Below are 23920 nucleotides of genomic sequence, written 5' to 3' on the forward strand. Positions count from 1 at the left end.
CGGCCTGTCATGCGAAAGGATGCCGACGGGAAGGTCGCAACCTGCATGACAATAGAATTGACGCCTTTTCAGGTTTTTTCGAGGACGTTCGGCAAAATAGCCGGATCACTTTATCGAGTACGGGAAGCCTTCTGGCATACCGGGCAATAGAAGGTGGAGCGGCCCGACTGCACGAGCCGCGAGACTGTCCCCGTGCATTGGGGCGTCACGCAGGGCTCCCCCTCCCGGTCGTAGACCCGGAAGGAATGCTGGAAATAGCCGAGCGAACCATCGACCTGCGCGTGGTCGCGCAGGGTGGAGCCGCCCGCCGTGACGGCCTCCGACAGGACGTCCCGGATCACCTCTGCAAGCTGATGCGCCTTCTCGGTCGGCTTGCCGGACTTGGCGGCAAGGGAACCCGCCGGAGCCTCCGGGTGCAGGCCAGTGCGGAAGAGGGCCTCGCACACATAGATGTTGCCGAGGCCCGCGATCAAGCGCTGGTCGAGGAGGGCGGCCTTCAGAGGCGTGCGTCTGCCCGCGAACAGGGCGGCGATGGTCTCGCCCGAGAGCTCGTTGCCCAAGGGCTCGATGCCCATGCCCGCAAAGTGCTTGCAGGTCTCGATCTCGGAACGGGGCACCAGATCCATGAAGCCGAAGCGGCGGGCATCGTTATAGGTGACGCTCGCCCCGTTGGAGAGCTGGAACACCACATGGTCGTGGGCGCCCAGGCCCCCATGCTCGTGGTGGAACTCGCCCGGCATCCGGGTCTCGCCCCCCTTCGTCACCAGGAAGCGGCCGGACATGCCGAGATGCATGATCAGCACCTCGCCCGAGGAGAGATCGGCGAGCAGGTACTTGGCCCGGCGCCCCAGAGCCCTAACCTCCTGACCTTCCAGGCGCTCCGCGAACCTTTCGGGAAACGGGAAGCGCAGGTCGGGGCGGCGCTGCATCACCTTGGTGAAGCGGGCTCCCACCATGGCGGGCTCCAGGCCCCGGCGCACGGTTTCGACTTCGGGCAGTTCAGGCATCAACCATCTCTTCGGTTCTTGGGCTTCCTTACATAGCCATCAGGCCCCGCTTCCGCTATGGATCGCGTTTAGGATGTGAGAGAAGGTTATTGAGGATCATGACCGACGAGAACACCCATTTCGGGTTTCAGTCCGTGCCCCTGGGCGAGAAGCAGGATCGTGTGAACGAGGTCTTCCGCTCCGTGGCGAGCCGCTACGACCTCATGAACGATCTCATGTCCGCAGGCCTCCACCGGCTCTGGAAGGGCGATTTCGTCTCAACCCTGCGCCCGCCCAAGGACCGGCCCTTCCGCCATCTCGACGTGGCCGGCGGCACGGGCGACATCGCCTTCCGCATTCTTGAAGCGGGCGGGCCCCAGACGAAGGTGACCGTGCTCGACATCAATGGCGAGATGCTGAAAGTGGGCGCCGAGCGCGCGAGCAACCGCTATGGCGACCGCATCGACTTCGTCGAGGCCAATGCGGAAGAGCTGCCGCTCGAATCCAGCACCTATGACGGCTACACCATCGCCTTCGGCATCCGGAACGTGCCGCGCATCGATGCGGCGCTTCGCGAGGCCCATCGTGTGCTGAAACCCGGCGGCCGCTTCCTCTGCCTGGAATTCTCGAAGGTGGATGTACCGCTCCTCGACAAGATCTACGACGCTTATTCCTTCAACGTCATCCCGCGCATGGGCCAGATGGTGACGGGGGATGCGCATTCGTACCAATACCTCGTGGAATCGATCCGCAAGTTCCCGCCGCCCGCTGCGTTCGCCCGCATGATCGAGGAGGCGGGCTTCAGGCGCGTCACCTACCGCCCGCTTTCCGCAGGCGTGGTTGCCATTCATTCCGGCTGGAAGATCTGAGCGTGATCGGCAGCATCGTCCATCTCGCGCGGAACCTGCGCGCCGGTTTCATCCTCGCCCGCGAAGGCGCTCTCGGCCTGTTCGATCCGAGCGCCCTGCCGCCATCGGCGCGTCTCGCTCTGCGCACGGCGCGTCTCATCGAGCGGCGTCAGAGCGGGGACGGCGCAGCGCGCCTGTCCAAGGCTCTCACGCGGCTTGGGCCGTCCTACGTGAAGTTCGGCCAGTTTCTCGCCACCCGTCCCGACATCGTCGGCGTCGCGGCCGCGCGCGATCTGGAGCGCCTGCAGGACCGGATGACGCCGTTCCCGCGCGCGCAGGCCGTCGCGACCATCGAGGCGGCTTTGGGCCGACCCATCGACGATCTCTTCATCGAATTCAGCGAGCCGCTGGCGGCCGCTTCCATCGCGCAGGTGCACAAGGCGCGCATCCGCACGCCGGAAGGCGAGGAAACGGTTGCTGTCAAAGTGGTGCGTCCGGGCGTGCGCGAGGGCTTTGCCCGCGATCTGCAGGCCATGCGCGCGGCAGCCCGCCTTTTCGAGCGCGTGGTGCCGGATGCGCGACGTCTGAAGCCGATGGAGGTGGTGGAAACGCTTGCGCGTTCCGTCGCTGTCGAGATGGATCTGCGCCTGGAGGCGGCTGCGGTTTCGGAGCTGGCCGAGAACACCAGGGACGATCCGGATTTCCGCGTGCCGAAGCCCGAATGGGATCTGACCGCGCGCGACATTCTCACCACCACATGGATCGACGGCATCCGCCTCAACGACATCGAGGCCATCGAGCGCGCAGGCTTCGATCGGGCGGCGCTGGGACGCACGGTGATCCAGTCCTTCCTGCGTCATGCGATCCGCGACGGCTATTTCCACGCGGACATGCATCCCGGCAATCTCTTCATCGATGGGGAAGGCCGTCTCGTTGCGGTCGATTTCGGCATCATGGGCCGTCTCGGCATGAAGGAGCGCCGCTTCCTCGCCGAAATTCTCCTCGGCTTCATCCGCCGCGATTACCTGCGCGTGGCGCAGGTGCATTTCGAGGCGGGCTACGTGCCGCCGCACCATTCGGTGGAAGATTTCGCGCAGGCGATCCGCGCCATCGGCGAGCCGATCCACGACCGGCGCGCGGATGAGATCTCGATGGCGAAGCTGCTTACGCTGCTTTTCGAGATCACCTCTCTTTTCGACATGGCGACGCGCACGGAACTCGTGATGCTGCAGAAGACCATGGTCGTGGTGGAGGGCGTGGCGCGCAACCTCGATCCGAAGCTCGACATGTGGACCACGTCAGAGCCTGTGGTGCGTGAATGGATCGAGCGCAATCTGGGCCCGCTGGGCCGCGCCGAGCAGGCGGGCCGTGGCTTGTGGACGCTCGCCGGCGTGATCGGCGACCTGCCGGATCTGGCGCTGCGCGCCGAGCGCGTTCTCAACCAGATGGAGGAGGTGACGGCGCGCGGTGTCTCCCTCAACCAGGACAGCGTTGCCGCCATCGGCCGCGCGGAGGCACGAGGCAACCGCTGGGGTGTGGCGGCCTTATGGATCATCGCCGTCTCGCTGATGATCATGCTGTTCAGAGGTTTTGCATGACGGCGCTTTCCGGCAAACGCATCCTTCTCGTCATCGGCGGCGGGATCGCGGCCTACAAGTCGCTCGACCTCATCCGCCGTCTGCGCGAGCGCGGCGCCTCGGTGCGCTGCGTTCTGACCAACGGCGCGCAGCAATTCATCACGCCGCTTGCAGCCTCCGCGCTCACCGGCCAGCGCACACATACGGATCTCTTCGACCGCGAGGACGAGGCCGATATCGGGCATATCAAGCTCGCCCGCGATGCCGATCTCGTGGTGGTCGCACCGGCCACGGCCAATCTCATGGCGAAGATGGCGGGCGGGCACGCGGACGATCTCGCCTCCACGGTGTTGCTTGCAACCACGCTGCCGATCCTGATCGCGCCCGCAATGAACGTGCGCATGTGGCTGCATCCCGCAACGCAGCGCAATCTGAAGGCGCTGCAAATGGACGGCGTTCATACGGTCGGTCCCAACGAAGGCGCGATGGCTGAAGCCGAATTCGGCCCCGGCCGCATGGCGGAGCCGCTGGAGATCGCAGCCGAGGTCGAACGCCTGCTTGCGCCGTCCGGCCCGCTATCGGGCAAGCATGTGATCGTGACATCGGGTCCGACGCACGAGCCCATCGATCCGGTGCGCTACATTGCCAACCGCTCGTCCGGCAAGCAGGGCCATGCCATCGCGAAGGCCGCTGCTGCGGCCGGTGCGCGCGTCACGCTGATCTCCGGTCCCGTCGACCTGCCCGATCCAAAGGGCGTCACGGTTGTGCGTGTTGAAAGCGCGCGCGAGATGCTGGAGGCCGTCGAGGGAGCCCTGCCTGCGGATATCGGCATCTTTGCCGCCGCCGTCGCCGATTGGCGCGTGGCCAATGCGGGCGAGCAGAAGATCAAGAAGAAGGACGGCGCGTTGCCGAACCTTACCCTCACAGAGAACCCCGACATTCTCGCCACGATCTCGCATCTCAAGAAAGGCCGACCCGCACTCATGGTGGGTTTCGCCGCCGAGACGGAAAACGTGATCGAGCACGCGAAACAGAAGCTCGCGAAGAAGGGATGCGATCTCATCGTAGCCAACGATGTGTCGCCGGACGCGGGTGTGATGGGTGGAGACAGCAACACCGTGCATCTCGTGACGCAATCGGGTGTCGAGACATGGCCGACCCTGCCCAAGGCGGAAGTGGCCGAAAAGCTGATCGCGCATGTGGGCGTTTTGATCGGAGGCGTAAAATCATGACGCATGTGCTGCGCGTTCAGCGCCTGCCCCACGGCGCGGATCTGCCGCTTCCTCGCTATGAAACGGCGGGTGCTGCCGGCATGGATCTGATCGCCGCCAACCCGGCGGATGATCCGATCATCCTCGCCCCTCTGGAACGTAAGCTTGTCCCCACAGGTCTCATCATTCAGCTGGAACAGGGCTTCGAGGCTCAAGTGCGGCCGCGATCGGGCCTTGCCTTCAAGCATGGCGTCACGGTCCTCAACGCGCCGGGTACCATCGATGCGGATTATCGCGGCGAGGTGCAGGTGCTGCTCGTCAATCTGGGCGCTGAGGCTTTCACCATCACACGCGGAATGCGCATCGCGCAGATGATCATCGCGCCCGTGACGACAGCGGAGATAGTAGAGGTGGTTGCCGTCAATCATACGTCCCGGGCCGCAGGCGGGTTCGGGTCGACGGGTATGAACTGAAGGGCACGCGATGAACTTCCTCTCCCGCCGTTCGCTTCTTGCCATCGCGGCCGTGACCGACATCGCTCTTCATGCACGCCCCATGCCGGTCTCGGCGAAGGCCCTCGCCGGTCGGCACAATCTCCCGCCGCGTTATCTGGAGCCGGTGCTGCAGGCATTGGTGCGGCAGGGAATCCTGAAGGGCGTGCGCGGCCCGCGCGGCGGTTACGAGCTTGCCCGCGAGCGGCGGCGCATCACGGCAGGCGATATCGTGCGCATCGCCATGGCGGCCCAGGATGAAGAGAGCAACTCGCCGCTTCCGGAATCGCGCCTTGCAGACGTGGTGGTGTCTCCGCTCGTTTCCAGGGGAACCGAGGCTTTCCTGAGCGAACTCGACAAGGTGACGGTAGAGGATCTGTGCGCTCAGGCGCAGGCGCAGGCTGTCGGCGAGCCAACCAATCCGGTTGATTTCACAATATGAATTTGTAAATTAAGCCAATTATCGACAGTTCGCGATAAAAGGATTAAGGTCCTCCCATTCTCATGGAGGAACTTATGGCTGACACCCTCAACACCTCGGATACCAAGCCCGGCCGAGGCCGCATCTACGGTTCCATCACGGATACCATCGGCAACACTCCGCTCGTGCGCCTCAACCGGCTGCCGCAGGAACATGGAGTCGATGCGGAAATCCTCCTCAAGCTCGAATTCTTCAACCCGATCTCCAGCGTGAAGGACCGTATCGGCGTCAACATGATCGATGCCATGGAAGCAGCCGGCCATATCAAGCCCGGCGCGACGCTGATCGAGCCGACCTCCGGCAATACGGGCATCGCTCTGGCGTTCGTGGCGGCGGCGCGGGGCTACCGCCTCATCCTCGTCATGCCCGAGACCATGTCCATCGAGCGCCGCAAGATGCTGGCCTTTCTGGGCGCTGAACTCGAATTGACCCCCGGCCCCCAGGGCATGAAGGGCGCAATCGCCCGTGCCGAGGAGTTGCTCAACGAGATTCCGAACTCGGTCATTCCGCAGCAGTTCAAGAACCCGGCGAACCCCGAGATTCACCGCAAGACGACGGCGGAGGAGATCTGGAACGACACCAACGGCCAGCTCGATGCTTTCGTCGCCGGGGTCGGCACCGGCGGCACCATCACGGGCGTCGCCCAGGTGATCAAGCCGCGCCTGCCGAACATGAAGGTGTTTGCGGTGGAGCCGGAAGATTCCCCGGTTCTCTCCGGCGGCCAGCCCGGCCCGCACAAGATTCAAGGCATCGGCGCGGGCTTCGTGCCGGACGTGCTCGACCGCGAGGCCATCGACGGCGTGGTGACCATCGGCAATCAGACGGCGTTCGACACGGCGCGCAGGCTCGCCAGGCTCGAAGGTATTCCGGGGGGAATCTCCACCGGTGCCAATGTGGCTGCAGCCTTGGAAATCGCCTCACGGCCCGAGTTCAAGGGCAAGCGCATCGTCACCGTCGCGCCGTCCTTCGCCGAGCGCTATCTCTCGACGGCCCTGTTCGAAGGTCTCTGAGATCATCTTCGATCGGTTGTTCAAAGGGCGGCTTTCGAGCCGCCCTTTTTGTTTTTTCACGCGGCAAGCTTGGCCAGAACTTCCCCGACATGGTCGGGTTCTCTTGAGGCATACGAATTCAAATGATGTTTCAAGGAGTTCATCATGGCGGAGCGCAAAGCGCCTCACTCATTGAAAGACCAAGACGCCGATCAGATCCGCAACGAGCAGCGCGGCGGCATCGATAGCCCCGTCGATCCGAACCGGGATGGCGGCCCTGAGGGCAACGCCACCATGCGCCGCGTGTGGAGCGAGCCCGGCGGCGAGGCCTATAATTACCGGCAGGGGCAGACAGGCCAGACCAGCAAGGCCGGTATGGACGGCCACGACGAACTCACCGCTGCCGAAACGCCTGAAACCACCAAGCACCTGAGCGACGCGACCCTCTCGCCGGACGACAAGGACGCAACCGCCGAGGCCATCGAACGTGCGACCGCCGTCAATGGGAAAGACAGAGGCTGACAGGAGAGCGCCATGGGCAATGCAGGCTACGGCAATCACACCGAGGACACGAAGAAAAATGTCGATTCCAAGCGGCAGGATCCGAAGGCCGGTCAAGCGGGCTCGCCTCAGGACAGGTCGGGCGGCGCGCCACCCGCAGCAGGCCCGCACGGAAAGCAGTCCCTGACGAATGAGGACTCGACGCCCGGGACAGGCGCCCTGCCGGATCCCGGCGACCGCGACGCAACCGATTCCACCAGCTCGTGACAGGAACCGATCATGGCGCAAAACCACAATTCCGGCCCCCGCGTCCCCACCGAGCGGCCCGATGCCGAGGACGCTGCCCGCAACCCGAGGCCCGGATCGAAGGACCGTCCCGGTTTCGATCTCGGCGGCTCCGTCGATAACGCCAATGCGACGGGTACCGGGTCCGGCACCATTCCAGGCGGGCCGAAGGGCAGCCCATCGAGCGGCACCGATGCAGGCGGACGCGCGACAGGCGCCACGGATCCCAGCAGCTCCCGTTCCCTCGGCAACGAAGGCGATGCGGGCTCCGAAAGCGGCGGTGGCGTCACTGACGGCACCAACGGTCCGGCATAAGCTCAACAAGGATGAAAACGATGGCTGACACCGACAAGAAACCCAATCAGGCGACCGAGGCAGACATCAGCGCTCCGCGCCTGACACCCCAAGGCCGCGAGAACCCCGACGCCTCCGGCGAGGATTCCACCAATCCGATGGGTGAGGGCGCGAAGAAGGGTCAGAGCGACAAGGCCGAGGGCTAGCCTTCCGACACATGAAAAAGGCCGCCCTTCGAGGCGGCCTTTCCCGTCACGCGCCGCCGTCGCGGCCGTATAACTGAAATCCTTCGCGTTTGCAGAGACGCTCGTAATAGGCTTCAACAGCCGCGCAATCCGGCCGCTCCATGGGGATGCTCTTCCAACGATGGATCGACAGGCCAATGACAATGTCCGCGCAGGTGAAGGCCGAACCGGTGATATAGGCCCCGGTGCGCGACAATTCCCGGTCGATTATGCCGACAGCGGCACAGAACTTTTCCCAAGACGCCGCGCTCTGCTGCGGATCCTGAAAATCAGGCCGCTTACGCACTGTGCCCATGAAAACGTAGCGCCATGTGTTGTTGAAGTCGGAGACTTGCCAGTCCATCCACTTCTCTACCTGTGCGCGTTCGGCAGGCGTGTTGGGTAATAGATCGTGACGGCCTTCGCGGGCTGCGAGATAGCGGACGATGCTGTTCGACTCCCGGAAGAGCTGGCCATTATCCTCAACGACAGGGATCATGCCGATGGGGTTGAGTTTCTGAAACTCCGGGTCGGCTAAGGACCGTGTCGGGCCGCCCCAATCGATACGTTCGAACGGAATGCCCAATTCCACGCAGGTCCAGAGTACCTTGCGAACATTGATAGAGCCTGCATGGCCGTAGATCTTCAGCATGATGTCCCCCACATGAAAAAGGCCGCCCAATGGGCGGCCTTTCGATCGTTTTAGGCGCTCAGCGCTTCCTTCTGCTTCTCGGCGCGCTTGCGGTCGTTCGGGTCGAGGATCGCCTTGCGGATGCGGATGGACTTCGGCGTCACTTCCACGAGCTCGTCGTCCTCGATCCATGCGAGCGAACGCTCGAGGGTCATGCGGATCGGCGGCGTCAGGCGCACCGCCTCGTCCTTGGAGGTCGTGCGGATGTTGGTGAGCTTCTTGCCCTTCAGCACGTTCACTTCGAGGTCGTTCTCGCGGTTGTGCTCGCCCACGATCATGCCCTGATAGACCTTCCAGCCGGGCTCGATCATCATCGGGCCGCGATCTTCGAGGTTCCACAGCGCATAGGCCACGGCCTCGCCCGAGTCGTTCGAGATCAGCACGCCATTGCGGCGGCCGGCGATCTCGCCCTTGTAGGGCTCATAGGCGTGGAACAGGCGGTTCATGATTGCCGTGCCGCGCGTGTCGGTCAGCAGTTCGCTCTGGTAGCCGATGAGGCCACGGGTCGGAGCGTAGAACACGAGACGCTGGCGGTTGCCGCCCGACGGCTTCATCTCGACCATCTCGGCGCGGCGCTCGGACATCTTCTGCACGACGACGCCGGAATGCTCCTCGTCCACGTCGATCACGACTTCCTCGATCGGCTCGAGAAGCTGGCCGTTCTCGTCCTTCTCGAACACCACGCGGGGACGCGACACGGCGAGCTCGAAGCCTTCGCGGCGCATGGTCTCGATGAGGATCGCGAGCTGCAATTCGCCGCGGCCGGAGACGTAGAACGAGTCCTTGTCGGCGGCTTCCTCGATCTTGAGCGTCACGTTGCCTTCCGCTTCCTTGAAGAGGCGGTCGCGGATCATGCGGCTCGTCACCTTGTCGCCCTCGGTGCCCGCGAGCGGGCTGTCGTTGACGATGAAGGACATGGTCACGGTCGGCGGATCGATGGGCTGGGCCTGGATCGGAATCTCGTTCTCAGGGGCGCAGAAGGTATCGGCCACCGAGCCCTTCACGAGACCCGCGATGGAGACGATGTCGCCTGCCTCGCCCACCTCGATGGGCTGGCGCTCCAGGCCGCGGAAGGCCAGGATCTTGGACACGCGGCCGTTCTCGACCACGTTGCCTTCACGGTCGAGAACCTTGATCGTCTGGTTCGGCCTCACCGTGCCCGAGGCGATGCGGCCCGTGACGATGCGGCCCAGGAAAGGGTTGGCTTCGAGCAAGGTGCCGAGCATGCGGAACGGACCCTCTTCGGTCTTGGCCGGGGGCACGTGATCGAGCACCAGGTCGAAGAGAGGGGCGAGGCCCTGATCGCTCGGGCCTTCCGGAGACTTCGCCATCCAGCCGTTGCGGCCAGAACCGTAGAGGATCGGGAAGTCGAGCTGCTCGTCGGTGGCGTCGAGCGCCGCGAACAGGTCGAACACTTCGTTGATCACTTCCTGATGACGGGCATCGGGACGGTCGATCTTGTTGATGGCGACGATGGGGCGCAGGCCGATCTTGAGGGCCTTGGACACCACGAACTTGGTCTGGGGCATCGGGCCTTCGGCGGCGTCCACGAGAACGATCGCGCCGTCCACCATGCTCAGGATGCGCTCCACCTCGCCGCCGAAATCGGCGTGGCCGGGGGTATCGACGATGTTGATGCGGGTATCCTTCCAGACGACCGAAGTCGCCTTGGCCAGGATGGTGATGCCGCGCTCCTTCTCGATGTCGTTGGAGTCCATGGCGCGCTCTTCCACGCGCTGGTTCTCACGGAAGCTGCCGGACTGCTGGAGGAGCTTGTCGACGAGGGTGGTCTTGCCATGGTCGACGTGGGCGATGATGGCGATATTGCGAAGTTTCATAAGGGGTCTTTCAAAGGCAAAGAGGCCCGGCACGCGGCGGATGTCCCCGCGCCCCTGGCTCGTACCGGGCGGAAAATGATTGCGCTGCAATATAATGATTACTCTGCGGCGGCAATAGGGCGGTTGCTCAAAGCTTTTGCAAGGAGTGGCCAAGTCTAAACGCTGCCGTTAGGGCAAAGGGCAAGCATTATGGGCCTCGCGAGCGTTTGCTCCGAGGTTTGGGGTCGAGGGAGGGCGCGAGAAGGCGTCCGGCTCGTGTGTCTAGTGTGTGAAGAACCCGACGGCTCCTCGCGCACGGTTTGTTTAGGCGGACATCGCATCTTGCAGCGATGGGCCTCCTGTCACAGGATTGCGAGGCCTGCACAGGACCGTTCCGGCTCCCATCATTCACGACGCCTCGCGAGCGCGCCCCTCCTGGAGCCGGATGTCCACAGCTATAGCCCAGGTTAGGACCAAAGTCAAGAACAAAGTAAGAACATAAAGACTCCTGTAGGATCTAAAGCTTGACAGCGGTATACAGTGACTAGTGAAACTAAATATCATTTGTACGCAGCCTCTGGAGGAAATCATGTCACCATCGCAATTGGTTGCGTCGGAAAACTACCAGACGTGGACTGGAACCGATGGGGATGATGTCCATGAGGTCGGGCCTAACATCATCGGGAAATTCGATGGTGGAGGCGGCAACGATACATTGCGGGTAACCGAGGCCGGTTTCGTTCGCCTCTATGACCTCGATATCACCAGCATCGAGACTATCGAAGGAGCAGATGGGGACACCACTTACCATCTTGGGCAAGATGTCCTGCCTAAAATCAAGCACCTGAAAGGAGGTAATGGTCACAACATTCTACTGTTTAGTGGCAATGCCCTAGACCTGACCTCACTCACGCTCACCAATATTCACGAGATTACCTACACAACATTCTCGGCCACAACGCCGGCTCATATTGTCGTTCGTGACTTCCAGACAGCCATGCTGGTCAAAGTGAGCCCATACAATACTGTCTATGTGACACTGGCTGAAGGAACGTTCACGGACGCTCAAAGGCAGGCCCTCTATGAGAGGGGAGTGATCTATCTTCGTGACAGTGCAGGGGATTACATCAATCCCAGGCCTCTCATGAACAACTTTCATGAAGACCGCATGCAGACTGAGGCTGGGAAGCCAGGGCTCTTGGATCAGGGAACGCAGATGCTTTTCCAAGGTGCGGCTCCTCACATGAAATCACTGATTGTCCGAACCGCGGGATTCCAGGACATCTTCGACCTGTACGGAATCCAGGTGACCCAGGGCGGTGCAGTGAGCCTATCCGGCCCCATGGCGCAAGGTGTTGACGTCCTGGTCGACGGCATTGTCATCGGTTCCGTGAAAGCGTGGTCCTTCGCGGGCATTGAGATCACATTCAATGTCAATGCCAGTTCGGCGCGGGTCCAAGAGGTTCTGCGCGCCCTAACCTATACCAACACTGACGCATTGCAGGTTTCTCAGAAAAAGATCGAGGTAATCGTTAGCGATCCTGACGGCCTGACAGACAGGGCAGTCATCGAAGCAACTGTCGCACCGGGTGGAACGCAATTCGAGATGCCTGCCGAGTGGAAAGGATTAGGTAATTTTGGAGATGATCATTTTTCGACCAGAGAGGGACTCCAGCTTCCCTTTAACGGGATCTATGGAGGAGGCGGACGTGATACTCTTTTTCTCAGTGGAGGCGGTTCCTTCTACATCCGCGATGGTTACATTATAAATGTAGAAACGATCCGAGGTTCGAACAGGGATGACGTTGTCACTGTTGAATCAAAAGCCCTGAAAGACGTTCAGTTGATCGATCTGCGAGGGCAAGCGACAGGCGATCACGATGTCGTTCGGCTCAACGGAACCTTCTTCGACCTGACAGCCAAAGTCTTTGAGAGCGTCGACGTCATCGATTTGATGCATCACGGGACCGTGGTGGCGCTTGATTCAGTTGAGACGGCTCGTCTGATCGACGGCAGGGACACGGCCAACGATCATATCATCCTGACGAATGGCGTCTTCAGCGCGCACGACATATCTATTTTGCGGGCCAATGGCATCGAACGCATTACCGATGGCAATGGATCCATTGCAGATCCATTGCCATCCCCGGATGAAAATCTCAGACTGGTTGGTACACGGTCAAAGGACGCGTTAAACGGCGGCAAGGGGAATGACACGATCCTTGGGAAGTCTGGCAACGACGTGCTCACCGGCGGGGCCGGTGCGGATCACTTCGTATTCGATACTGCTCTCGGCAAAGGTACGACGAAGAAGAACCAGAACAAGAAGGTGAACCTCGACACGATCACCGATTTCAATCGCGGCGAGGACAAGATCCTGCTCGACAATGCCATCTTCAAGAAGCTCGGCAAGGGCTCGATCGGCTCGCCGGGTGCTCTGAACAAGAGCTTCTTCAAGAAGAACAAGGCCACCGATAAGAACGACTACCTGATCTACAAGAAGGGCGTCGTCTATTACGATGCGGATGGCAGCGGTACGAAATACAAGCCGGTCGAGTTCATCAAGCTCTCCAACAAGGCAGCGCTTTCCGCGGCAGACTTCCTCATCATCTGAGAGAGTTTCCTGAATGATGACAACGGCCGGGCTTGCCCCGGCCGTTTTTGTTTGCCCTGAGGCTAAGGTTGTTACCTGCAGCAACAGCTCCGAACTGTGAGAAAGATCACAGACCGCCGCGCCCCGCAGGATCATGGTGGGGATGTTCTTCAGCAGGAAGGAACCTGCAGCGAAAGCGGCGAGCATCCGTGCGCACCTGCGGCATGGCCCGCCGCTGCATGTCCTCGCCTTTTGCCATGGTGCTCATCGCTTCTGGAGCTGATCGTTCGAAGGAAAGCCGAGACCTCGCGCGAGCAGCGGACGACCTGACTTGGCAACGATGGACCTGCAGGCTCTCGGATTGTCTTCAGCCTGCCGTCCAATCGACCGGATCTGGGAGGCTTCCCCATGACCATTCCCGTTTCAAAGCGCCTACGTTCCCTGACCGGCCTCGGCCTCATGACGAGCGCCGCCTCGATCATTGTCCTTGCGGCTTCCGCGGAGGCCTGCCCGCTGGGCGATCACAATTCGCCGCGGGTGAAGATGCTGCACGGCGCGATGCACGCTCTCGCCGCGCCAATGACACTGGCGCAGCATCAGTCCCATCCGCAGCCGCCGGCACGCAACGAGCTTGGAACCTACAGCCGCGATCTGCCGAAAGGCGCATCGGCCCCGACCAGTGACGAACGTCCGCCGATCTACGGCAATCTGGGCCAGCTCTCATGGTCCGAGGTCGGCCCTGCCGCGCAGGAGGCGCGCGCCTATTTCGACCAGGGCTACCGTCTCGGCTGGGGCTTCAACCATGCGGAGGCGGCGCGTGCCTTCCGGGCGGCGCAGGATCTCGACCCCGCTTGCGCCATGTGTCTCTGGGGCGAGGCCTGGGTGCTCGGACCGCATATCAATTACCCGATGCTGCCCGATGCCAATGCCCGCGCGCTGGTGGCGCTCGACCAGGCCAGGAAGCTTGCGCCCTCTGACGAGTTGCAGGCCGTCCTGATCGACGCTCTCTCGAAGCGTTATTCGCCCGATCCGAATGCCGACCAGGCGGTTCTGAACCAGGCCTATGCGGATGCGATGGAGGCCGTTCAGGCCCGCTTCCCCGACAATCCGCATGTGGCGCTCCTGACCGCCGATGCACTCATGAATCTCAGCCCCTGGGATTACTGGGAGGAGGGAGGCAAGATTCCGAAAGGACGGTCCGGGCGGATGGTCGAGCTCATCGAGGGTGTGCTCGGCGACCGGCAGGTGGGACCTCTCAAGGCGCTGCCGGATCATCCGGGCGCCGTTCATCTCTACATCCACGCCGTCGAGGCCTCCGACAGTCCGGAGCGCGCGGCCCCGCATGCGGCGCGGCTCGCGGCTTTGATGCCGGGGGCCGGCCATCTGGTGCATATGCCGAGCCATATCTGGTATCGCCTCGGCCGCTGGCGCGAGAGCCTGGATGCGAATGTGCAGGCTGCCGCAGCCGACGATGCGATGATGAAGCAGGGCGGCGCGAGCCTGCTCTATGCGGAAGGCTATCACGCGCACAATGTTCACTTCGTCATGGTTTCGGCGCTCATGGGCGGCGACGGCAGCACCGCTCTTGCGGCAGCCGACAAGCTCGCGGATCTCGTGTCGAGCCGGGCGCAGCAGGAGGTGCCCTGGACGCAGCCCATCGCGGCGGCGCGCTATTCGGCCCACGCGCATTTTTCCGCGCCGGAGACGGTGCTTGCTCTGCCCGAGCCGGATGCGCAATTCCCCTTCGTCCGCGCCCGCTGGCACTATGCCCGCGGAGTCGCCCTGGCGCGGTTGGGGCGGGAGGACGAAGCCCGCCAGGAGATCGCGGCCATCGCTGTTCTGGCCCAGTCGCCCGTCATCGTCGAAATGCCCAAACTCGGCGTGCCGGGGCCGGATGTGCTGACCATCGAGGAGAAGGTGGTGGAAGCGCGGATCGCGCAGTCCAAGGGCGATTACGCGCAGGCTGCGACGCTGTTTGCGGAAGCCGCGCAGGTACAGGACCGGCTGCCCTACATGGAGCCGCCCTTCTGGACCTATCCGGTGTATCAGTCCCTCGGCGCCGCCCTGTTGCAGCAGGGAAAACCGAAGGAGGCGCAGGTCGCCTTCCGCGAAGCGATCAAGCGCACCCCCAACAACGGCTGGGCCGCCGCCGGTTTGTATCAGGCCTCGGAAGCAAGCGGCGATGCCGCGGCCTCGGAGGAGGCGAAGGCGCTCATGACGAAGAACTGGTTCGGCGGAGGCAATCCGTCGCTCGACCGGCTTTGATCCTCTTCGACATGCTGCCGGCTCCGCTTCACGGGATCGGAGCCGGCAACTGCGGATCATTGCTGCGAGCCGAGGCGAAAGACCTTGGTCAGGAAGGCTTTGACTTCCATTCGGGCGGCCTGCGCCGCGGCCTCGTTGTAGTGCTGGGATGGGCCGAGCTCGACGCAGGCGTCCTTGTAGCTGAAAGGCTCTCCCGTCGCGGCATTGACGATCCGCCCGTTCTGCTCGCGGCGCACGCAGTTCTTTGCCGTCTGGGCTTCAGCGACGATCATGAAGGCTGGCGTTCCCGTGTTGTCGAACCCGTGGCGCGCACCAGGATAAACGCTGATCGCCGCATCGCGTCCGGAGGCGGCGAGGCGCTCGATATAGGCTTGGCATGGTGGCGCCGGATTCCAGTCGTCGACCGCACCGTGAAACAGGCGGACAGGGCCGGCAATGTCGAGATCGTCGACCAATTCGAAGTTGCAGGCGGGATAGAACGGCAGGTGGGCGACAATCGATCCGGCTTTCGGCCCATGCAGCTTTCTGAAGCGATTGAGGCTCGCGTAGAGAGCCGCAATCCCGCCGCGAGAAAAGCCCATCACTGCGATGCGCGAAGAATCCGCGCGGGGATCGGCGGCCAGAACCTCGACGGCTCGATAAGCGTCATAGGTTTGCGCGAACTGGCCGATCTTTTCCTGATCCGTTGCGACTTCGACGAGGCCGCGACCGGTATAGCTGTCGATGCGCAGGGTCGCGATGCCCATGTCGTTGAGAAAGGCCGCCCAACGCGCGATCCCGCCGCTTCTGTAGCCGCCGGAACCGTGGAGAAGAATGACCACCGGGAATGGCGGCTGACCTGATGGAAACTGAAACTCGCCGGTGAGAATGACGCTCTGAGCCGAGGCCGCATCGCCCTGAAGAAAAGCGTCATCCGTCATTGTCCGGGAGGGAATGGTGATCCTCTCCATAGGGAGGGACGATTTTTGGCCTGCGGCAGGAACAGAGCCGCAAAGAAGACCGAACAGGATCAGCGCGCATGATGCTCTCATGAACCTCTCCTCCAGGAGAAGCCATGCTGTTCCGGCGCTGTGGCGTTTTTGGGAAGAGGTGACGCGGCCTCAAACCCGCTCAAGCCGTCGGTGCGGCTCCGGCGGGAGAATGATGGAAACCGGATCGTTCGGGCGAACCTCGCCGCCTGTCAGGACGACCCCCATCACGCCTGCCTTGAGGATGAGGCTGCCCTCGCTGTCGCGGTCGAGCACGGCTTTCATCAGGCCTTTCTGGAAACGGTCGATCTGAATGCAGGGATTGCGCAGGCCCGTCACTTCCACCACGGCGGATGGGCCGATCTGCAATCTCGCGCCGACGGGCAGGGACAGCAGGTCGATTCCGCGCGTGGTGATGTTCTCGCCCATCGCACCCGGCGCGACGGAGAAGCCTTTTGCGTCGAGTTCATCGAAGAGTTCCGCATGGATGAGATGAACCTGCCGCAAATTCGGCTGCGTCGGATCGGCCTTCACGCGCGAGCGGTGCTTCACCGTCTCTCCCGCATGCGCATCGCCCTCGACGCCGAGGCCCGCAAGAAGCCGGATGGTATCCCTGTTCGGCTTGGAGAAGCTATGCGTCGCGCTGCGGCTGACGGTAAGGACCGATGCTTGCATATTCTTGCAGCCGAAGCTCCGTTTGCACCTAGGTCTGTATATGCAGACCTAGTGTATTGGCACCTGATGAAGCGTTTTGCGCACGCCCTAAAAGGCTAGGGAGTGTTGTAGCGCTCGGCGCTCAGTTTCTCGAGCTCTGGAAATGGTTCAAAGCCCGTTCCGTTGCAATGAGTATCAGGGCTTTCACGGGAAATCGTTACGGCTTTCCCGTCCTTCCGATAGACACGCACCTTTGATGAAATAGCGCGGTGAAGAGGAAAGAGCGGATTTTCAAGATAGGCGTTCACGCAGTAAGAACTGACCATCTCGCCGACGCGCGTGGAATCGACTTCTGGAGCGCTGATCTTCGCGTTGATCACCTTTGTTTTGAACGGTGATCCAAAGACCAGGGTCCCAAGCAAGTCTTTGGCGATTAAGGTGCGAACATTCTCCGGCTTCATATCGCTGGCGTTGGTCTGAAGCATGGGTGGCGTCGCGCATCCAGCCAATAAAGCCATGAGAAGAGCCGACGCAAGCGGTCGAAGATGGTGAAGAGCCATGAGAGAAGTCCTGTTGAGATCCTCTCATGGTTATAATGTTTCGTTAAAGGCAGCAATATGTATCTGCTCTTAAGCAAAGTGAATTGCTTGCTCTTACAGCCCCAGCTTCTTCTTGCGCTGGGCCAGCGTACGCAGGCGAAGCGCGTTGAGCTTGATGAAGCCTGCAGCGTCGCGGTGATCGTAGGCGACGGCGCCTTCCTCGAAGGTCACGAGGTCCTGGTCGTAGAGCGTGTAGGGGCTCTCGCGGCCGATGAGGTGGACGCCGCCCTTGTAGAGCTTCAGCGTCACTTCGCCGGTGACGAGTTCCTGGGACTTGTCGATGAGGGCCTGGAGCATTTCGCGCTCCGGCGAGAACCAGAAACCGTTGTAGATGAGCTCGGCGTATTTCGGCATCAGCTCGTCCTTCAGGTGCGCCGCGCCGCGATCGAGCGTGATCGACTCGATGCCGCGATGGGCGAGGTGAAGGATCGTGCCGCCGGGGGTCTCGTACATGCCGCGGCTCTTCATGCCGACGAAGCGGTTCTCGACGAGGTCGAGGCGGCCGATGCCGTTGATCTTGCCGAGTTCGTTGAGCTTCGCGAGCAGATCGGCGGGACCCATCTTCTTGCCGTCGATGGCGACCGGATCGCCCTTGAGGAACTCGATCTTGATCACGGTCGGCTTGTCGGGCGCGGATTCCGGATCGTTCGTGCGGGAATAGACGTAATCCGGCACTTCGAGCGCGGGGTCTTCCAGCACCTTGCCCTCGGAGGAGGCGTGCAGGAGGTTGGCGTCGACGGAGAACGGAGCCTCGCCGCGCTTGTCCTTGGCGATCGGAATCTGGTGCTGCTCGGCGAACGCGATGAGTTGTTCGCGGGAGCGCAGGTCCCACTCGCGCCAGGGGGCGATCACGGTCACGTCCGGCTTCAGGGCGTAGTAGCCGAGCTCGAAGCGCACCTGGTCGTTGCCCTTGCCGGTCGCGCCGTGGGACACGGCGTCGGCGCCCACCTTCTCGGCGATCTCGATCTGCTTCTTGGCGATCAGCGGACGGGCGATGGAGGTGCCGAGCAGGTACAGGCCCTCGTATTGCGCATTGGCGCGGAACATCGGGAACACGTAATCGCGCACGAACTCGTCGCGCAGGTCCTCGATGAAGATGTTCTCCGGCTTGATGCCGAGCAGCTCGGCCTTCTTGCGGGCGGGCTCCAGCTCCTCGCCCTGGCCGAGATCGGCGGTGAAGGTCACCACCTCGCAGCCATAGGTGGTCTGCAGCCACTTGAGGATGATGGAGGTGTCGAGGCCGCCGGAATAGGCGAGCACGACCTTGTTCACGCGCTTCTCAGCCATGGTCGGTGTTCCAATGATAAAGACGCTCGCGACTTAACGGGGAAGGCTTTTGAGTGCAACGACAAAAGCTTAAGGTGCGATATGCTTGAAGAGCATTGCTGCTCGTCCAAAGGGATGCTGTCCAAGGTAGGAGGAATGCTTTAGCTCCTTATCGAAAGGAGCTGCCCATGGTTCGTCGCCCCCTTTTCGAGTTCTGGTATGAATTCGCCTCGACTTATTCCTACCTCGCCGCCATGCGGATCGAGCAGGCGGCGGAAGAGGCGGGTGTGGAGCTCGTCTGGCGGCCGTTCCTCCTCGGTCCCATTTTCAAGTCTCAAGGATGGGACACTTCGCCCTTCAACCTCTACCCGGCCAAGGGCCGCTACATGTGGCGGGACATGGAACGGGAGGCAGTGCGCTTCGGCCTCCCGCTCTACAAGCCCAATCCCTTCCCGCAGAACACGCTTCTGGCAGCCCGCATCGCTCTCGTGGGCTTGGACTCGGGCTGGACGCCCGTCTTCACCAAGGCCGCCTACATGGCCGAATTCGGCGAAGGCCGCGACCTCTCCGATGTGCAGGTGCTGTCCGGAATCCTGTCCGGCCTCGGGCTCGATCCGGAGTCCATCATGGCTGAGGCGCAATCCGAGACCAAAAAGTCCTGTCTGCGGCGCCTGAACGAAGAAGCCCAGAGCCGCGGCATCTTCGGCGCCCCCACCTTCATTGCGGAGGATGGCGAGATGTTCTGGGGCAACGACCGGCTGGAACAGGCCCTCGAATGGGCGGCCAGGCAGGCCCGGCGCTCGGATCTGCCCGTGTGAATGGCTACCGGCCCAGAGCTAGACAGGGTGCAATAATGATGCTTCCTGAGAGGCCCTGGAGCACGGAACCCGATCAGCATGGACAACGCTCTGCTTCTCGACGCTCTCTCAAAGGTGGACTGGACCTCTCAGTCTCAGCCCCCTGAGAATGCACCAGGGACGCTTCAGAAAGCGCTTTTAGCGATTGCTGATGCTGCCAGCCAGGACTCGGCTTGGCGGGCCTACAACAATCTGCTGTCTGCGACAGGCAACAATCACGCAGGAACATATTATCCTGTCGCTGTTGCTGTCGTTCCCATTCTGGGCAAGGTCATCGAGCAGGGTAGGGATTGGCCATCATGGGCTGCCTTAAACGTTCTGATCGATCTTTACTGCAGCTTTGATCCGGAGCCGGGCCAAGAGATCTTTCTGAGCTCGAGCCGGACAGTCGAGAGGGTTGAGGCTGCCCTAGGAGAAGCAATATCGAGCCTTCGTCCGCTCTTCAAAAGGATCGCTCACGATCCTGGGTCGGAGGGGAAGCGGCGCGCTGCCGCTCAGGAACTGCTCAAGATCCTCTCCGCGTCCCGGCAGGAATCCTCAATCTCTTGAAAGCCTTGTGATCCAAGGCCATTTGGGATAAAGGAACGCCCATCCGACAGGTATTGACGGTGTACTGCGTTCGAGGGTGCGTGATCCGCGCCCCGCAGGCGTTCCGCTAAGATCTTGACGATAAAAGCGTTTCTGTCCGCCGGTGATGCGCCGGCCCGCCTCATGGCGGTATGCCTGGGACATGGCCCTGAAGGGGCGTTCCTGGCAGCGGCGGAGGGAAACGGCCCGTTCACACGAGCCGCCGGCGTTGCCCCTTTAACGAGGGCCATTCAGGAGAACCTATGTCTGCAGCTTTCCAGCAGCCGAGCCGTGAAGATTTCGCCGCTCTGCTCGAAGAATCCTTCCGCACGTCCGAGATCAGCGAAGGCTCGGTTGTGAAGGGTAAGGTGGTCGCCATCGAGAAGGATGTCGCGGTCATCGATATCGGCGCCAAGACCGAAGGTCGCGTCGCTCTGAAAGAATTCACCGGCCCCAACCGCGAGCGTGAACTGAACGTTGGCGATGAGGTCGAAGTTTACGTCGAGCGCATCGAAAATGCGCTGGGCGAGGCCGTCATCTCCCGTGACAAGGCCCGCCGCGAAGAGTCGTGGGTGAAGCTCGAGAAGGCCTTCGAGGCCCAGGAGCGCGTCAACGGCACCATCTTCAACCAGGTGAAGGGCGGCTACACGGTCGACCTCGACGGCGCCGTGGCGTTCCTGCCCCGCTCGCAGGTCGACATCCGCCCGGTTCGCGACGTCACCCCGCTCATGGGCGTGGCTCAGCCGTTCCAGATCCTCAAGATGGACCGCCGCCGCGGCAACATCGTCGTGTCGCGCCGCACGGTTCTCGAAGAGAGCCGCGCCGAGCAGCGCTCCGAGCTCGTGGCCAACCTCGAAGAGGGTCAGGTCATCGACGGCGTGGTCAAGAACATCACCGAGTACGGTGCGTTCGTTGATCTCGGCGGCATCGACGGCCTGCTGCACGTCACCGACATGGCATGGCGCCGCGTGAACCATCCGTCCGAGGTCGTAACCATCGGCCAGACGGTGAAGGTGAAGATCATCAAGATCAACCACGACACGCACCGCATCTCGCTCGGCATCAAGCAGCTGCTCGCCGATCCGTGGGAGGGCATCGCCGCCCGCTACCCGGTTCAGGCCAAGCTGAAGGGCCGCGTCACGAACATCACCGATTACGGTGCGTTCGTTGAGCTGGAGCCGGGCATCGAAGGCCTGATCCACGTCTCCGAGATGTCCTGGACGAAGAAGAACGTTCACCCCGGCAAGATCATCTCCACCTCGCAAGAGGTTGAGGTCGTGATCCTCGAGGTCGATCAGGTGAAGCGCCGCATCTCGCTGGGTCTGAAGCAGACGCTCCAGAATCCGTGGGAGGCTTTCGCCGAGAAGCACCCTGTCGGCTCCGAGGTTGAGGGCGAGGTGAAGAACAAGACCGAGTTCGGTCTGTTCATCGGCCTCGAGAACGACGTCGACGGCATGGTCCACCTCTCGGACCTCGACTGGAACCGTCCGGGCGAGCAGGTCATCGACGACTTCAAGAAGGGCGACATGGTTCGCGCTCAGGTTCTCGACGTGGACGTCGAGAAGGAGCGCATCTCGCTCGGCATCAAGCAGCTGGCCGGCGACCCCTTCGCCGAAGCTGGCGAGTTCAAGAAGGGCCAGATCGTCACCTGCGAGGTTCTCGAGGTGAAGGACGGCGGCCTGGAGGTGAAGATCGTCGACACCGACCTCACCACCTTCATCAAGCGCTCCGAGCTTGCTCGCGACCGCGCCGACCAGCGCCCCGAGCGCTTCGCCGCCGGCGAGAAGCTCGATGCCCGCGTCACGCAATTCGACCGCAAGGCTCGCCGCGTCACCGTCTCCATCAAGGCCCTCGAGGTCGCTGAGGAGAAGGAAGCCATGGCTCAGTACGGCTCGACCGACTCGGGTGCGTCGCTCGGCGACATCCTCGGCGCCGCCCTGAACAAGGCCGGCAAGAAGTAATCGGGATCCGACACGTCGGACCTGATGGATCCCCGGGCTACGGCCCGGGGATTTTTTTATTGGTCTCTTGCTGGGAGGGACTTCGGGCGAGCCGCTGGACCGGCTTTCTCGCTATCACTGGCATCTTGCGCACTCTGCCCCCATCCTGAGAAGGTCGCTTCAGCGGCCCTCTCGAAGGAGGATCGAGTGCGCGCTGGAGGGCTCCCTCGAGCCGCAGCTGCGCTGCTCCTCAGGATGAGGACAGAGGGCGTAAAGACGTGGATGATCCGGACAAGCCCGGCCATGAGGCCGTAGTGATGCTTTGCGCTCTGGATCAGCTGATGCGCTCCGATTTTGCGACCCCCGCCCTTCACCCTTTTCCTGCAGGATCGGCTGAAACGCGGGCGATCGCGTGAGTTTTTTATTGGTCGTCTCCCTTGCCGCCCTATCTGCCTTCGCAATAGGGTGCTGCCCCACACATCAGTGAACTGAGTTTAAGAGACGAACCGATGTCCATCGATGCCGAAGCCATTGCCGATCGTCGCCGTCTGCGCCGCAAGTTGTCCTTCTGGCGCATCGCCGGATTCTCAGGCTTGATCGCCGCCGTTGCCGCCATCGGCTATGCCGCCGCGGACCGCATGGGTTATGGCGGCGTGCAGCAGCAGATCGCCCGCATCTCCATCGACGGCGTGATCACCGGCAATCAGCGCCTGTCGGACCTCATGCAGCGGGTCGGCGATTCCAGTCTCGTCTCCGGCGTGGTGATCTCCATCAACAGCCCCGGCGGCACCACCACGGGTTCCGAGGAGCTCTATCGCAACATCCGCCGCCTCGCGGAGAAAAAGCCGGTCGTCACTTTCGTGGACGGCACAGCCGCGTCGGGCGGCTACATCACGGCCATCGCCTCGGACTACATCGTCGCCCGCGAGACGTCGCTCGTCGGCTCCATCGGCGTGTTGTTCCAGTATCCCGACCTCTCGGGCCTGCTCGGGAATGTCGGCGTGAAGATGGAGGCCATCAAATCCGCGCCGCTCAAGGCGGAGCCGAATCCCTTCACGCCTACCTCGCCGGAGGCTCGCGCCGCGACCCAGCTGGTGGTCAACGATACCTATGACTGGTTCAAGGCTCTCGTGCGCGAGCGCCGTCACCTGAGCGAGGAGGAGCTGAACGCAGCCTCGACCGGGCAGGTGTTCAGCGGCCGTCAGGGCGTCCCCATGAAGCTGGTGGACAAGCTCGGCGCCGAACGCGACGCGGTGGCCTGGCTCGAGTCCGAGAAGGGCGTCGCCAAGGACCTGCCGATTCGGGATTGGAAGCCGCGCTCCGACCGCGATTTCTCCGTTTTCGCCATGACGGCGACGGCCGTCGATCTGATGGGGTTCGAGCGTGTGGCGGAGGCCCTGCGCAGAACCGATGCTCACGCAGAGGCAGCCCGGCTTGACGGCCTGCTGGCCGTCTGGCAACCTTCCGAAAAATAAAGCATCATCAAAGATATAGCTTTCCATGATCAAGTCAGAATTGGTGCTCAAGATCTCTGAGCAGAACCCGCATTTGTATCAGCGCGATGTGGAGAAGATCGTGAATGCGATCCTCGACACCATCGCCGATGCGCTGGCCCGAGGGGACCGGGTGGAGCTGCGCGGCTTCGGGGCGTTCTCCGTGAAGAAGCGCGATGCCCGTACGGGCCGCAACCCGCGCACGGGTGAATCCGTTTCGATCTCCGAAAAGGTCGTACCCGTGTTCAAGACGGGCAAGGAAATGCGTCAGCGCCTCAACGCTCCGGCCTCCAAGGTGCTGAAGGCGGCTGCTGCCCAATAAC

Annotated in this window: 23 protein-coding genes; 16 read left to right on the forward strand and 7 right to left on the reverse strand. The window is 62.3% G+C overall.

The window, feature by feature from the left end:
* Positions 1-110: 110 nt before the first annotated feature.
* The gene (gene mutM / locus BLP10_RS07525; protein WP_091132863.1) at positions 111-1007 is read right to left on the reverse strand and encodes a bifunctional DNA-formamidopyrimidine glycosylase/DNA-(apurinic or apyrimidinic site) lyase; all 897 of its coding nucleotides are present in this window, start codon (positions 1005-1007) and stop codon (positions 111-113) included.
* Positions 1008-1105: 98 nt separating this feature from the next.
* Here mutM and ubiE point away from each other — a divergent pair, with 98 nt between their 5' ends.
* From ubiE to BLP10_RS23115, 10 genes are all read left to right on the forward strand, one after another.
* Positions 1106-1855, forward strand: coding sequence for a bifunctional demethylmenaquinone methyltransferase/2-methoxy-6-polyprenyl-1,4-benzoquinol methylase UbiE (ubiE, locus tag BLP10_RS07530; protein WP_091132866.1), 750 nt, complete (start codon positions 1106-1108; stop codon positions 1853-1855).
* 2 nt (positions 1856-1857) lie between these two features.
* The gene (gene ubiB / locus BLP10_RS07535) at positions 1858-3432 is read left to right on the forward strand and encodes a 2-polyprenylphenol 6-hydroxylase (protein WP_091132870.1); all 1575 of its coding nucleotides are present in this window, start codon (positions 1858-1860) and stop codon (positions 3430-3432) included.
* Complete coding sequence (gene coaBC / locus BLP10_RS07540; protein ID WP_091132874.1) at positions 3429-4643, forward strand: bifunctional phosphopantothenoylcysteine decarboxylase/phosphopantothenate--cysteine ligase CoaBC; 1215 nt, start codon at positions 3429-3431, stop codon at positions 4641-4643. The genes ubiB and coaBC overlap by 4 nt, the downstream gene beginning before the upstream one ends.
* Positions 4640-5095: a dUTP diphosphatase gene (dut, locus tag BLP10_RS07545; RefSeq protein ID WP_091132877.1), complete on the forward strand. Its 456-nt coding sequence runs from the start codon at positions 4640-4642 to the stop codon at positions 5093-5095. The genes coaBC and dut overlap by 4 nt, the downstream gene beginning before the upstream one ends.
* Before the next feature lie 10 nt (positions 5096-5105).
* Positions 5106-5555, forward strand: coding sequence for an RrF2 family transcriptional regulator (locus BLP10_RS07550; RefSeq protein WP_091132881.1), 450 nt, complete (start codon positions 5106-5108; stop codon positions 5553-5555).
* Positions 5556-5629: 74 nt separating this feature from the next.
* Positions 5630-6604 carry a cysteine synthase A gene (cysK, locus tag BLP10_RS07555; protein ID WP_091132884.1) on the forward strand — a complete coding sequence of 325 codons (975 nt, stop codon included), beginning with the start codon at positions 5630-5632 and terminating at the stop codon, positions 6602-6604.
* Positions 6605-6748: 144 nt separating this feature from the next.
* Positions 6749-7105, forward strand: coding sequence for a hypothetical protein (locus BLP10_RS07560; RefSeq protein WP_091132887.1), 357 nt, complete (start codon positions 6749-6751; stop codon positions 7103-7105).
* Between the two features lie 12 nt (positions 7106-7117).
* Positions 7118-7351 carry a hypothetical protein gene (locus tag BLP10_RS07565; protein WP_091132891.1) on the forward strand — a complete coding sequence of 78 codons (234 nt, stop codon included), beginning with the start codon at positions 7118-7120 and terminating at the stop codon, positions 7349-7351.
* Between the two features lie 12 nt (positions 7352-7363).
* On the forward strand, positions 7364-7684 hold the full coding sequence (locus tag BLP10_RS07570) for a hypothetical protein (RefSeq protein WP_091132894.1): 321 nt from the start codon (positions 7364-7366) through the stop codon (positions 7682-7684).
* A gap of 20 nt (positions 7685-7704) precedes the next feature.
* Positions 7705-7869, forward strand: a complete 165-nt coding sequence (locus BLP10_RS23115; protein WP_175493818.1) for a hypothetical protein — start codon at positions 7705-7707, stop codon at positions 7867-7869.
* Between the two features lie 46 nt (positions 7870-7915).
* Here BLP10_RS23115 and BLP10_RS07575 read toward each other — a convergent pair whose 3' ends face one another.
* Both BLP10_RS07575 and typA read right to left on the reverse strand, forming a co-directional pair.
* Positions 7916-8539 carry a glutathione S-transferase family protein gene (locus BLP10_RS07575; protein ID WP_091133508.1) on the reverse strand — a complete coding sequence of 208 codons (624 nt, stop codon included), beginning with the start codon at positions 8537-8539 and terminating at the stop codon, positions 7916-7918.
* Between the two features lie 50 nt (positions 8540-8589).
* Positions 8590-10416, reverse strand: coding sequence for a translational GTPase TypA (gene typA, locus BLP10_RS07580; RefSeq protein WP_091132896.1), 1827 nt, complete (start codon positions 10414-10416; stop codon positions 8590-8592).
* A 568-nt stretch (positions 10417-10984) separates the two neighbouring features.
* Here typA and BLP10_RS07585 point away from each other — a divergent pair.
* Together BLP10_RS07585 and BLP10_RS07590 are read left to right on the forward strand one after the other, a co-directional pair.
* Entirely contained in the window at positions 10985-13009 is a 2025-nt protein-coding gene (locus BLP10_RS07585; RefSeq protein WP_139165444.1) for a M10 family metallopeptidase C-terminal domain-containing protein, read from the forward strand.
* A gap of 387 nt (positions 13010-13396) precedes the next feature.
* The gene (locus tag BLP10_RS07590; RefSeq protein ID WP_091132904.1) at positions 13397-15253 is read left to right on the forward strand and encodes a tetratricopeptide repeat protein; all 1857 of its coding nucleotides are present in this window, start codon (positions 13397-13399) and stop codon (positions 15251-15253) included.
* 56 nt (positions 15254-15309) lie between these two features.
* On the opposite strand, the gene BLP10_RS07595 is transcribed toward BLP10_RS07590, so the two are convergent.
* The 4 genes from BLP10_RS07595 to BLP10_RS07610 form a co-directional block, all read right to left on the reverse strand.
* On the reverse strand, positions 15310-16284 hold the full coding sequence (locus BLP10_RS07595; protein ID WP_091132907.1) for a dienelactone hydrolase family protein: 975 nt from the start codon (positions 16282-16284) through the stop codon (positions 15310-15312).
* A gap of 69 nt (positions 16285-16353) precedes the next feature.
* Entirely contained in the window at positions 16354-16896 is a 543-nt protein-coding gene (locus BLP10_RS07600) for an MOSC domain-containing protein (RefSeq protein WP_091132911.1), read from the reverse strand.
* 95 nt (positions 16897-16991) lie between these two features.
* Positions 16992-17360 carry a hypothetical protein gene (locus tag BLP10_RS07605; protein WP_091132914.1) on the reverse strand — a complete coding sequence of 123 codons (369 nt, stop codon included), beginning with the start codon at positions 17358-17360 and terminating at the stop codon, positions 16992-16994.
* Between the two features lie 168 nt (positions 17361-17528).
* Complete coding sequence (locus BLP10_RS07610; protein ID WP_091132918.1) at positions 17529-18761, reverse strand: argininosuccinate synthase; 1233 nt, start codon at positions 18759-18761, stop codon at positions 17529-17531.
* A 167-nt stretch (positions 18762-18928) separates the two neighbouring features.
* On the opposite strand from BLP10_RS07610, the gene BLP10_RS07615 reads away from it, so the two are divergent.
* The 4 genes from BLP10_RS07615 to ihfB all read left to right on the forward strand — a co-directional run bounded on the left by BLP10_RS07615 (position 18929) and on the right by ihfB (position 23919).
* On the forward strand, positions 18929-19558 hold the full coding sequence (locus BLP10_RS07615; RefSeq protein WP_091132920.1) for a 2-hydroxychromene-2-carboxylate isomerase: 630 nt from the start codon (positions 18929-18931) through the stop codon (positions 19556-19558).
* Between the two features lie 869 nt (positions 19559-20427).
* Complete coding sequence (gene rpsA, locus BLP10_RS07625; RefSeq protein WP_091132927.1) at positions 20428-22125, forward strand: 30S ribosomal protein S1; 1698 nt, start codon at positions 20428-20430, stop codon at positions 22123-22125.
* 488 nt (positions 22126-22613) lie between these two features.
* Positions 22614-23579 carry a signal peptide peptidase SppA gene (sppA, locus tag BLP10_RS07630; RefSeq protein ID WP_091132931.1) on the forward strand — a complete coding sequence of 322 codons (966 nt, stop codon included), beginning with the start codon at positions 22614-22616 and terminating at the stop codon, positions 23577-23579.
* 25 nt (positions 23580-23604) lie between these two features.
* On the forward strand, positions 23605-23919 hold the full coding sequence (gene ihfB, locus BLP10_RS07635; RefSeq protein ID WP_091132934.1) for an integration host factor subunit beta: 315 nt from the start codon (positions 23605-23607) through the stop codon (positions 23917-23919).
* Position 23920 lies beyond the last annotated feature (1 nt).

Source organism: Microvirga guangxiensis, assembly GCF_900102135.1.
GTDB lineage: Bacteria > Pseudomonadota > Alphaproteobacteria > Rhizobiales > Beijerinckiaceae > Microvirga > Microvirga guangxiensis.